This window comes from Pseudonocardia ammonioxydans, from assembly GCF_900115005.1.
In the GTDB taxonomy this organism is placed as follows: Bacteria; Actinomycetota; Actinomycetes; order Mycobacteriales; family Pseudonocardiaceae; genus Pseudonocardia; species Pseudonocardia ammonioxydans.
In genome coordinates this window covers 1-11,203 of sequence record NZ_FOUY01000086.1, presented here as the reverse complement: position 1 = coordinate 11,203, position 11,203 = coordinate 1, and the positions used below count along the sequence as shown (strand labels likewise).

9 protein-coding genes are annotated in these 11,203 nt (G+C 71.3%); 7 read left to right on the top strand and 2 right to left on the bottom strand.

Translation table 11 applies throughout. The features are described from left to right. Positions 1–660 precede the first annotated feature (660 nt). The 4 genes from BM093_RS33175 to BM093_RS33160 all read left to right on the top strand — a co-directional run bounded on the left by BM093_RS33175 (position 661) and on the right by BM093_RS33160 (position 4,800). The gene (locus BM093_RS33175) at positions 661–1,899 is read left to right on the top strand and encodes a site-specific integrase (RefSeq protein ID WP_143105679.1); all 1,239 of its coding nucleotides are present in this window, start codon (positions 661–663) and stop codon (positions 1,897–1,899) included. Positions 1,900–1,991: 92 nt separating this feature from the next. Further along, positions 1,992–2,954, top strand: coding sequence for a hypothetical protein (locus BM093_RS33170; protein WP_143105678.1), 963 nt, complete (start codon positions 1,992–1,994; stop codon positions 2,952–2,954). 485 nt (positions 2,955–3,439) lie between these two features. Then, on the top strand, positions 3,440–4,102 hold the full coding sequence (locus tag BM093_RS38275) for an Lsr2 dimerization domain-containing protein (protein WP_093356969.1): 663 nt from the start codon (positions 3,440–3,442) through the stop codon (positions 4,100–4,102). A 512-nt stretch (positions 4,103–4,614) separates the two neighbouring features. After that, positions 4,615–4,800 (top strand): hypothetical protein, encoded by a 186-nt coding sequence (locus tag BM093_RS33160; protein WP_093356964.1) that lies wholly within the window; start codon positions 4,615–4,617, stop codon positions 4,798–4,800. A gap of 93 nt (positions 4,801–4,893) precedes the next feature. On the opposite strand, the gene BM093_RS33155 is transcribed toward BM093_RS33160, so the two are convergent. Together BM093_RS33155 and BM093_RS33150 are read right to left on the bottom strand one after the other, a co-directional pair. Continuing rightward, a complete protein-coding gene (locus BM093_RS33155; protein ID WP_093356960.1) occupies positions 4,894–5,241 on the bottom strand; it encodes a hypothetical protein in 348 nt (115 codons plus the stop codon). 845 nt (positions 5,242–6,086) lie between these two features. Continuing rightward, positions 6,087–7,346 carry an FAD-dependent monooxygenase gene (locus BM093_RS33150; RefSeq protein ID WP_093356956.1) on the bottom strand — a complete coding sequence of 420 codons (1,260 nt, stop codon included), beginning with the start codon at positions 7,344–7,346 and terminating at the stop codon, positions 6,087–6,089. Between the two features lie 1,379 nt (positions 7,347–8,725). Here BM093_RS33150 and BM093_RS33140 point away from each other — a divergent pair. The 3 genes from BM093_RS33140 (at position 8,726) to BM093_RS33130 (ending at position 10,737) form a co-directional block, all read left to right on the top strand. Beyond that, positions 8,726–9,244 carry a class I SAM-dependent methyltransferase gene (locus BM093_RS33140; protein ID WP_177238866.1) on the top strand — a complete coding sequence of 173 codons (519 nt, stop codon included), beginning with the start codon at positions 8,726–8,728 and terminating at the stop codon, positions 9,242–9,244. A 355-nt stretch (positions 9,245–9,599) separates the two neighbouring features. Continuing rightward, positions 9,600–10,031, top strand: a complete 432-nt coding sequence (locus tag BM093_RS36880) for a sigma factor-like helix-turn-helix DNA-binding protein (RefSeq protein ID WP_218163049.1) — start codon at positions 9,600–9,602, stop codon at positions 10,029–10,031. Positions 10,032–10,071: 40 nt separating this feature from the next. After that, positions 10,072–10,737, top strand: a complete 666-nt coding sequence (locus BM093_RS33130) for an anti-sigma factor family protein (protein WP_245773973.1) — start codon at positions 10,072–10,074, stop codon at positions 10,735–10,737. Positions 10,738–11,203: the final 466 nt, after the last annotated feature.

Sequence of the window (11,203 nt, the reverse complement as noted above, 5' to 3'; positions counted from 1 at the left end):
CAGCCCCCGCCGAGTCGGCGACTACGTCAAAGCAGCACTCGCCCTCACCCACATCGAACACCTACACCTACGGGCTTCTTGTTGAGATCACTTCATTGTCCCAGCTCAGAAGGGCATTCGTGTGTCGCGACCCGCCCAACCACCTTGATCATCGGTGGATCCAGGCTGAGCGGCACGCGGACGGTTGGCTCATGCAGCACTACAGCACGTCTGCTGCGACCTATGGCGGCCGCCGGAGGTGTATCACGACTTCATCTGGCGACCTCCCTGACGATGCGGGTCGTCATTCCCGCTTACGCGGACGGGTGCTGACCGCGAAAGGTAGGCGGTGTCGCCGGGCCTACACACCTGAAGCGGCGGACGGGTTGGACCGGTGAGCGGAGCTGGGCGCGCCGGGGGCGATCCGCCGCCAGCGTGGGCACGGACGTGGGGTACCGCGTGCACCGATAGGACTGTGATCCCCGCAGGTCAGGCCCTGGGATGGCGAACAGATGGAGACCGTCAGTCCGGACCATGGGTCAGTGCGGACCTCGCGTCTCGACACGCGAAACGCCGACAGCCTTCACTTCCGCGCTGTGGATTGAGACTTACGATAATCTTCCGTTAGCTGACCAGTCGCCGGGTACCCGCCCGCGCTCCCTGTCGACGAAAGGCGCCGAAATGAGCTCTGGCACCGCCGCTGAGGATGGCGGGGAGCCGGTCCGGGGGTCTGTGGTCCTCGACGGGGTCCGCGATCCGGCGGGGGAGCGGCGTGTCGCGGCGCAGCGGGCGGCCTCGCTGGAAGCCCTGGCCGCCCGGGCGGACGCCCACGCCACCGGGGCCCGCGCACCACGCACGCACCGCGCCTACGCCGCCGACTGGGCGCACTTTGCCGGGTGGTGCACCACCGCCGCGCTCGAAGCCTTGCCGGCCGAGGTGAACACGGTGCGGCTCTACCTCGCCGACCTGGAGGCCACCTGCACCCCCGACGGTTCCCCGGTGTTCTCCCCGGCGACCATGGCGCGGCGCCTGGCCGCGATCGCCGCGGTGCACCGTGACACCGGCCACTCGTCGCCGACCCGGGACCCGGCCGTCGGTGCGGTGCTCACCGGGATCAAGCGGGCCCGCGCGCACGCGACGCACCAGATGCGCCCGCTGCTCCTCGACGACCTCCGCACCCTCCTCGCAATGATGGAGTTCGGCACGTGGCCGGGCGGGCTCACCGCCGCCCGCGACAGCGTCGTGCTCCTGACCGGGTTCGCCGGGGCGCTGCGCCGCAGCGAACTCGCCGCCCTCACCGTCGGCGACCTGCGCTTTCACCCGAGCGACGGGCTACACGTGCGGATCCGGTCGTCCAAGACCGACCAGGACGCCCACGGCGCCACCGTGGTCCTGCCCTACGGGACCCACGCGGGGACGTGCCCGCCGTGCGCAGTGCTGCGCTGGCTGCGCCTCGCCGAGTCCGCCCCCCGGGGCCGGGCCGCGCTGATGCGCGCCGTCCTGTCGACCCCGGCCTGGGCCGAGCAGGACCACCTCTACCCGCACCCCGACCCGGCCACCGAGACCGACGACGCCGCCACCAGCCGGGGAGACTCGCACGGTCCGGCACCGGTGCCGGCGCTCCCGGCCGAGGCACCGCTGCTGCGCGCGGTGCGCCGCGGCGGCACCCTGACCGACACCCCGATCACCGGGGACGCTCTGCACGCGATGGTCCGCCGCCGCGCAACCACCGCGGGGCTGCCCGGCCCGGTGGGGTTCCACTCGCTCCGCGCCGGGTTCGTCACCACCGCGCGGCGGGCCGGGGCCGACCACCGCGCCGTGCGCCGCCAGACCCGCCACTCCAGCGACGCCATGGTCGAGACCTACGACCGCGACCACGCCCCCCTGCTCGGTAACGCCGTCACCCAGCTCGGCCTATGATCGGTGAACGAGGCAACGTTGCATCCGGTGCAACATTTGGCCGGGCCACTGCTGCCACACCCGCACCCGCCACGCCGGAGAATCGGGCGGCGGTGCTGCAGGGTGCGGCGGGGCCGAGCTATGTGGGGGAGTGGGCGCTGTTCTGCGACTACACCACAGCTAGGGGGCAGCCGGCGTTGCCGACCACCGTGGACGCCCTGACCGGGTTCTTCACCGCGCTACCGGCGCGCCCGGCCACCCTGGCCCGGCGGGTGCGGGCGATCGCCGCCGCCCACCGCCGCGCCGGCTACCTGCTGTCCCGCCCGGACCACGGTCCCGCCGCACCCCCGCCCCCGCGGCCCGCCCGTCACCGCTGGACCGCGGCGGGCCCGCTGCTCGCCGCCTGCCCCACCCGCGGCTGGCCGCACGGCCTGCACGGCCGCCGCGACGCCTTCCTCATCGTGGCCACCATCGGCCTCGACCTCCCCCACCGCGACGCCCGAGCCCTGCGCCCGGACGCGGTCACCCTCGCCGGCTCCGGCGGCGAGCACCCCGACGATCAGGTCTCGGTCGCCGACCAGGACGTGCCCACCGAACCCGACCCGCGCGCGTGCCCGGCCTGCGCGGTGGTGCGCTGGCTCGACACCCTCGGCGTCCTCGACGGCCTGGGCCGCGGCTCGGCCCGCATGGACCTCACCGCAGCCCACGCCCCCACCCGCGACAGCGCCCACCAGCACCACCCCCGCACCCCACAGCGCTGGCACGGCGCCGCGATCCTGCTGCCCGCCATCGACCAGCACGGCTGGCACGACGACTACCGCCCGATCACCACCCGCACCATCCGCACCCGACTCGCCCTCGCCGGCCACCGGGCCCACCGAGCCACCAGCAGCGTCACCGCGCCGGGCACCCCGTCCCGCGGGGACCGGGAAGCCGACGCCTCGCCCACCCCCGCGACGACAGCACCCCAGGCGCCGCAGAGCCTGGACGAGGTCCTCACCCTCCTCGACGGGGTCGCGGACGACGCCGATGCGCTCAACGCCCGGATCACCGCCCTCATCGAGGGACACACCTGAGCGCGCCTGCCACACTCCGGCGACGCCCACGAGACGGTGAGCGGTAAATGCCACACCGGCATCGACGGTCTCCAGCCCCACCAGCCCCTACGCACGTCGCGGATCGCTGGGGAACGCCTCGGGGACGCCGGCGAATGCTGGTGTCCGCGTGCCGTCGCGGGATACAGGCGCGGGCCACACCGACCCCGCTACCCCTGCGAGCCGCGCTGCTCAGCTGGTCCAGGTCGTCGTCTCCGGCTCGGACCGGAACAACCGGACCATTTTCGGAACTGCCAGCAGGCGTCAGCGAACGAGCCGGATGATTTCACTGAGTGCCCCGCGGGCGTGCACCACCCGTCGATGCGTCGCGTCCTGAAACGTCAGCAGCCACGACCTGTGGACCCAGCTAGCCGGTATCGTCGGCAAGTCGCACCCGCCGACGTGTCACATTCAGCACCGCCCTGCGACACCGAGGCAGGAAATGACTCAGGAATGAGGGCTCCCACATGACGCGCGTCACGCAGGTGAAACTCATAGATGACCTCGATGGTTCGCCGGCTGCGGAGACCGTGCGGTTCTCGCTGGACCGGAAGGCCTACGAGATCGACCTCAGTGCACCTCACGCAGCCGCACTGCGGGACGCGATCGCTGCCTTCGGTGATGTGGCCCGGCCGCAGCCAGGGCGACGCGGCGCCCCGGCAACCACAAGCTCGTCAGCTGCGAGTACCCGCCGCTCCCAGAATCAAGCAATTCGCACGTGGGCGCGTGCCCACGGGTACGCGGTGCCCCACCGAGGCAGGATCCCCGCACGCATCAGCGCCGCTTTCCACGCCGACAATCCCGATGCGCTGCCCGCGCGTGAGGCAGCGCCCACAGCGGCCACCGCGAGCGCTGCCAGAGCTGGGGAGGCTGACGAGCGCCAGAGCGTGGCGCGCCAGCCGGAAACCGACGACGATGCTGCGCCGCCGGCCGCGGTCGGGGCCGGAGCTGACACGTCCGTGCCGGCCGTCGGCCGGGATGGTCTGACCACAACCGAACGTGCACAGATCCGTTACTGGGCGCAGGAGCAAGGAATCGAGGTGAAGCCCCGCGGTCAGCTGAAGCACGACCTCATCTCGAACTATCGCGCCTGGGCGAAACGCGTCGGCTCCGGCATCGCCACATCCTGAGCAAAATCTACGTCATCCGTGCTGCTGCCCTGGAGCGACGCATTGCGATCGGCGCAGGTCGACCGGGTTGGACTCGACAGTTGACGATGGCGAATGCGTTGGCCAGCACGATTGTGGATCGTGCTGGCCGCGGCGGATAGCTGGGTGACACAGCGGTATCGGCGACAGCCGGAGCCGAGGTGGGCACCGCCCGTATCGTTGACCCTCGGCTCCTGGTGTGGTTGTCAGGCAAGAAGGGTGGCTGACAGACCCCCTGGTTCGCTGGTCGACGCCGGCCGCAGCGCTACCGGTTCGACACGGCCCCCTGATAGCCGCGCGCAGCTGCGATCCCCGGCCCGCCGACCAAATGACGCCAGTCTGGCGGTGAGAATGTGGCTTAGCATGAGTCAGGGAGAGGACGCCGCCGCCCGATTTGTCGGGTCCGGCGATCCGCCGGCACAGGCCGACACGCCCGAGTCCGCGCCCGGGGACGACGCGCTGCAGCCCGCCGCGACGAACTCGCCCAGCTCAACGTGGCCGACATCGCCAACGACCCGCACGGGCTGCTGGTCACCGTCCGGGCCTCGATCACCGGGCAAGCGATCCGCACCGCCATCACCCGCGCCGCCGACGCCGCCGCTCCTAGCCCCACCTCACCGCGCACTCGCTGCGTGCCGGGCTGGCCACAGAAGTCCGCCGCGCCGGGCACGACCCCGTGACGACATCCCGAACGGGCTTGGCGAGGGGCGTGCACGATCGGCACGGTGGCGGCGCAGTCGATGCTCTCGAAGACGGCTGCCTCCTCCTCATCGTCAATGGCGCGAACTCTGCCCTACGTCGGTATCCCCAGAGGCGGCTGACAGGCAGGCCGGGGAACTCGCCACCTCGGCAGGTGCCATCGGCGCCGAACCGGTCACCACGGTGATCACCAAAGCGGACAGCCAGGTCAGTCCGCCGGCCAGGCCGACGACCGACAGCGCGGCTGCCGAAATCGCGGCCCGGTTCGCCCGTGGCCGCCTCTGGAACGCCGCGGCCATGCCGAGCGCGAGCCCGCCGCCGGACAGCACCACGCCAGCCGAGGCCAGAGCCAAACCCGCCACGGTAAGCGGAGGAGCCGCCGCGACCACCACCGCGCCGGCGACGAGGAGTACCCCGAGCATCCCACACACCAGCGCCAGGCCACCTGGTGCCTTTCGCGAGACAGGTGCGACATGCGATCTATCGACAAGGTTGTGTCCCACAGCACCAGAATGCGGATCGACCCTCGGGACGGGGTCCTGCGACGGCATAGATCCACAGTTCTGGGGACGACCGATCTAAGTGAGAGGCTGCTCCCCGAGGGGCCGTGGGTGCCCCCGAACCGCGCCCTCGTGTGATCACGTCGCCTCCGCTGCTTCTCGGCGGGACAGACGCGCCGGGGGCCGCGGCGCTCGGTCCGGTCCTCCGCGAGCAAACGTTCTGGGTGATCACCCGCGGGGTGAAGTGCTCGTACTGGTCAGGTCGACGAACAGGGCACAGACATCGCGTGAAACCGATGCTTCTGCCGGCCGACGACGGTCGGGGTCAAGCCCCGTGACGTGGTGTGTAACGGCTGACGCGTGATCTTGCTGGGTTCAGGTGCTCAGCGCCGAGATCGTCGGCGCGGGTTCGGCCTCCTCACCGGTGTCCGGGGTGGGGTCGGTGGTGGCGCGGGCTCGATTCAGGACGTCGAGCCCGAGGCAGCGGCGGCCATCGGTCCACTCGTCGTGCTGCTCGACGAGGACACCCCGACGAGCCGGATGAGCGAGTCGCGGTCGGGGAAGATTCTCGCCACCGTGCGACCTGACGAGCGTCTCGCGGTCCTACGCGCCGGTCATGCTGACCTGAAGCGGGCTGCAAGCAACGCCACGCCCACCTTCGCTTCGCTGAGACGGGACAAATCGCACTACAAGCGCAGGTGGGCGGCGGCCTGGGTGTGCGGGCAGTTCGTACAGCGGAGGTGGCCACCGAGCGTGTAAAGAGGTGATCAGCGGCGACCGGTGAGGACGCCGATCGGGTCGATCTCGCCGCGCCGTAGTGCTCGGCGTACTCGCCGGGCGGAGGTCAGCCGGCGCCGCACTCGGCGCACTGGTTCGATCTGGGTGGCCTCGTGTAGCCGCCGGTGCAGCGGGCCCTGGTCGCCGCGGCGATCGAGGAGCGACCAGGAGAAGTCGATCGCGTCGGCGCCCTCGAGCCGCTGCGGCACCTCCTCGAACCACCGCATGCTGCGCCGCGCCATGTCCTGGGTCGGTGCCATCGCGGTCCGTCGGCGGGCGTCGTACCCGGCGAGCGCCGCATCGACGTCCGCCGTCCTCCCGGTCGTGCCGTCCGGATAGAGCTCCTCGGCCAGCACGATCGCGTCGGCCACCGCGAGCACGGTGCCGGAGCCGATCGCGAAGTGTGTGGTGTGCGCGGCGTCGCCGGCCAGCACGACGTGTCCGGACCGCCACGAGGTGTTGCGGACCTCGCGGAACTCCAGCCACGGCGCGGGCCCCGTCCCGGGCGGGGCGATCAGCGAGTGCCCGGTCAGCGACCGGGCGAAGACCGACTCGAGCAGCCGCATCCCCTCGTCGGCGGGCATGCTGTCCAGTCCGAGACCGGTCCAGGTCCGTGGGCCGCACTCCACGATGCAGGTGCTGAGGCAGTCGGCCGCCGGGTAGGCGTGGAACCAGATCCAGCCGGCCTCGGTGCGCTCGAAGGCGAAGGTGAACGCCTCGAACGTCTTCGATGTGCCGAACCAGGCGTAGCGGTTGGTGCCGTGGGTGAGCCGGGTGCCGAACTCCGCGGTGCGGGCGTCGCGCACGGCGCTGTTGATCCCGTCCGCTGCGACGACGACGTCGGCGTCCGCGGTCAGCGGATCGGCCGCGAGATCGCCGTCGGGGGCGGCCTCGGTGTCGAATCGCAGGTCGACGCCCACCTGCCGGGCCCGGACGGTGAGCGCCTCGAGCAGCCGGGCGCGCCCGATCGAGTAGCCGTAGCGGCCGCCGAGGTGCACGGTCTCGCCGGCGACCTCGACGACCTGGTCGCCCCAGACGTGCGCGGCGGCGCGGACGCCGTCCGCGCCCACCGGGTCGGTGCGGTACAGCTCGTCAAGGATGTCCTCGCCGAGGGTCACGGCGAACCCGGATGCCTCCCCTGGCGGGTTGCGCTCGGCGACGACGACTTCGTCCCGGCCGTCCGAGCGCAACCGGGCCAGGATGGCCAGGTACAGACCTGCCGGACCGCCACCTATGCACACGATCTTCACGGAGCGCGCCTTCCCTGCCGGTCCCGACCACAGTTCGGCGCGCGGGTAGGGGGCGGACCGGACAGTTTGCCGATTGTCGGCAGGTTTTCAAGGCGATGGAGATCGATCGGCCGACGCTCCCGGTGACACCGGCTCGAGAGGTGTCCGATCCCCGGGCAGCCCGACACGGCTAGGTGCGCGTCGAGCAGCGAGAGAACATGTCCGCCCGGTTGCTCGCCGCCATGCTGTCGAGCAGGGATGTCGTTGAGCTCGTCGAGAGGCCGGCGATGATCAGGGACGACGTCGTGTCGGACATGCGCCGTGCGTGTCGGGCGAGGGCTTGGGGTGGCGCGGGGCATGCGATGCCCTTCGGGTTGGGCGGCCTGCTGCCGCATCGAATCGGGATTCCGGTGCAGATGAGTCCGGACGTGATGTCCTGCGAACCAGCCTCGTCAGCCGGTCACGGACGGGGATCGATCGAATCCGGAGCCCGGGCCGGGTCAGTTCCGATCGACGCAGAGCACGGCGACTGGTGCCAGCACCGCCGCCGGAGGCACCGGGTTCGATGCCGGGGCGGGCAGGACAGGCTGCTCGACCTGGTCCGGCCTGAAGCACGTGGAGAGGAGAGCGGGGCCGCTGTCACGTGGGGCATCGACCCCGCGGACCGCGGGGTCGACAGCAGTGTCTCGCCCTCCCGGGGCGTGATGGCAGGGACGGTCGGGGGTGCACAGACCAGTCACGGCCGGTGAACCTGGCGGATCCCCGTTTGCCGGTACACCGGCGTTGCCCTCAGCGTCGAGAGGTACGTCGGGCATGCATCCGGGACATCCCGCGGTCTCCTGGACCAGCGCCGTGACGGCGGCGACGCTCGCAACCGGTTGCTCCGGAGTGATGGTGTGGCAGGCCAGAACAGGTCCGAAGGCGGTGTGCACGAACACGGCGATCAGCAGCAGGACGAACGGGGCTGCGGGGCGATGCATCGCGGTACGCACCGTCGCCGTCCCTCCCTCTCGACCGGGGCCCGTTTCGGACTTGCTGACTCTAACCACAGCATCGTCACGCCGCCCCGGAGGCGGACGGACGATGCGGTCAGCCTCGCAGGGTAGGTCGCAAGCCCGGGCGTGCTCACTGGGTGAACGACTTCCAGTGGCCCAGGCAACCCGTCCCCCCGACGCCGCGATCACGCCCAGCCGCGCCGGTCATCCCGTGCGCCCGTGTCCGACAGAATTCCGGTCAGGGTGATCCCTGACGGCATCGGCGGCCGGGGATGGTGAGCTGCATTCATGGATGCTGACGCTGATCGACCGCACACTGACGTTGGTCCGACCGGGCTGAGGCGAGCCCTCGACGCGGCCTTCGGGCATCCCCGTGGCCTGGCTGGGCGGCTCGGTGGAGCGGTGATGGTCTGGGGGAACCGCCGGCAGGAACGATGGGCCGTCGACCGGGCGAAGCTGCGGGGCGATCACCGAGTCATCGTGGTGGGTTGCGGGCCCGGGGTCGGGCTGGCGCTGGCTGCAGGGCTGATCGTCCCCAGCGGTTTCGTGCGGGGGGTGGACCCGTCAGCCACGATGCGGGCGATGGCCACCCGCCGCTGCGCGGGATCTATCTCTATGGGCGCGCTCGAGATCGGTGACGGGACGGCCGAGCGCACCGGCTGCGCGGACCAGTCGATGGATGTGGCGATCTCGGTCAACAACGTCATGCTCTGGGACCAGTCGCTCGGGTTCGCTGAGCTGTTCCGTGTGTTGCGTCCGGGCGGGTTGCTGGTGCTTACCGTGCATCGCCATGTGCTGGCCGAACCTGCCTATAGCCTGCGTGCCCGATCTGCGGAAGCCGGGTTTGTCGATGTGGCGCTCACCGAATGTCCACGCCGGGGGACCAGCCCCGCCGTCGAGCTGACCGCTCACCGCCCGCGCTGATCTGTGACTGCCGTCCAGAGCAGCAGGTCGACCTCCGGGGACGGGTGGAGCGCCGACAGCCCGGTCGACACGTGTCGTCTCGACGAGTCCCGGCGAGCATTCAGCGACAGCTATTGCCGTGCGAGCCCTGTCGTGTCGCGCTCGCACGATTCTGCAGAGCTCGACTCGCGCATCCGAGGAGGCAACGCAGGACAGCACGCCCCTGCTCGGAACCCACGGCGGTCACCACCGCAGCCCACGGGCCTGCGGTGGGGTGCTGGCGCCGATCGGCAGCTGATCGAGACACAGTCACATCTCCAAAGACGTACGGCAGGACACCCCATAGTATAATACCCCCTCAGGGTATTGAACAGGCGTGGTGTCGCTGATGCTGTGCTGCCCGCGGCGCGGGTCGAAGCCCGATCCTCCGCCGGACAAGGGTGCGGTGGTCCGATCACGGGTACTGCCGAGACCCGTTGGCTCCAGACTTATCGGCTCCGCGCAGAACCTGGTAGGGCGTGGCGCCGCGGAATCGCGGAACGTGGTGATCGACGAGATCCGCCGGATCACCGCATGGCCCTGGCGGCGTGCCCTCACCGACGATCCCGAGTCCACTCCGGACGCGATCGGTCCGGCCGACGACGCTGTGATCGACTCCTGGCTGGTCGAGGAGGCACTGCGCCGGCTCCGCCCCAAGCCTCGGGAGGCGATCGTGGAGGCCTACCTGCGGCAGCGCCCGCATGCTGAGATCGCGGCCGAGGCGGGTGTGCCGCTCGGGACATCCGCAGCCGGGTCTTCTACGGGTTGAAGGCGCTGCGCCTGACGATGGACGAGATGGGGGTGCAACCGTGACGCCGGACGAGCACTGGACCATGCGGGAGTCGCTCGGCGACTACGCGATCGGGCGCCTGTCGGACGGCGAGGCCGCCGCTGTGCGGGCGCACCTGGACAGCTGTGCGGTCTGCCGCGCCGAGCTGGCCGAGGTTTCGTCGGTGCTGCCCGCGCTGGGCGGGGTGGATCCCGAGCACCTAGACCACACTCCTGTACCACCGGCCGACCTGGGCGAGCGGATCGTGGCGGCGGCGCGCGCGGAGCGCCGGCCGGTTCCGCGCCGACGGCTCCCGATAAGCGTCGCCGCGGCCGCGGCGGCCGTCGCGATCGTGGTCGGCGGGGTGGCCGGCTACGCGGTGGGCGACTACGACGGGATCCCCCGCGAGCCGGTCGCCGTGCAGGTGAGCGCCCCGGAGATCCGGGCGAGCGCGGTCGCGATCCCGCACATCTGGGGGATGGAGATCGTGCTGGACGCCGACGGGTTCCGGCCCGGGGCGACCTACCGCGTCGTCGTCGAGGCCACCGACGGCCGGGAGGTCGACGCGGGCGCGTTCATCGGGACCGGTGCGGCCCCGATGGTCTGTAACCTCAACTCCTCGGTGCTCCGGCCGGACGCCTCCGGGTTCAAGGTGCTGGACACGGCCGGGTCGACCGTGCTCCGCGGGGATCTCCCGCCGGCCTGAGCCGGGTCGGGCGCAGAGTCACCCGGGACAGGGCCGTCACGCCGCGCGAGCGTGGACCCCCGCGGGCAACCGGTCGGCCTGCTGCTCGCCGCCGTGGCAGTCGTGGGCATCGCGGGCGGCTGAAGGATCGTGAAATCAGCGGCATGGAGCTGCACCATCAACTGTCGGCGCGCCGACGCGCAGCACGCGGCGCCCGACCGGATGTCGTGCATGCTGGTAGCCGTCGAGGGATCTGGTCGTCGGCATGGTGCAGGCCCATGGCCAGCCGGCCAGCGAGGTCGGCGGCGCGCCTGGTGTTGAGCCCCTTGGCTCAGCACGGGTGAGGGTGAGTGCACGTGGGCGGCGTCGCCGGCGAGCAGCACGGATCCGGCTGTGGACGATCAGCCAATTCCCCCGGGCTGCGCTCAAGTAATTCCCCCGGGTCCAGCCTCGGTGGGCAGTCTATCCGGTGGTCGTGGTGTCCTGG

Excerpts from the sequence above, each read along its gene's own strand:
- BM093_RS33175 (WP_143105679.1), top strand. The coding sequence starts at position 661 with ATGAGCTCTGGCACCGCCGCTGAGGATGGCGGGGAGCCGGTCCGGGGG.
- BM093_RS38275 (WP_093356969.1), top strand. The coding sequence starts at position 3,440 with ATGACGCGCGTCACGCAGGTGAAACTCATAGATGACCTCGATGGTTCG.
- BM093_RS33140 (WP_177238866.1), top strand. The coding sequence starts at position 8,726 with ATGGTCTGGGGGAACCGCCGGCAGGAACGATGGGCCGTCGACCGGGCG.
- BM093_RS33155 (WP_093356960.1), bottom strand. The coding sequence starts at position 5,241 with ATGCTCGGGGTACTCCTCGTCGCCGGCGCGGTGGTGGTCGCGGCGGCT.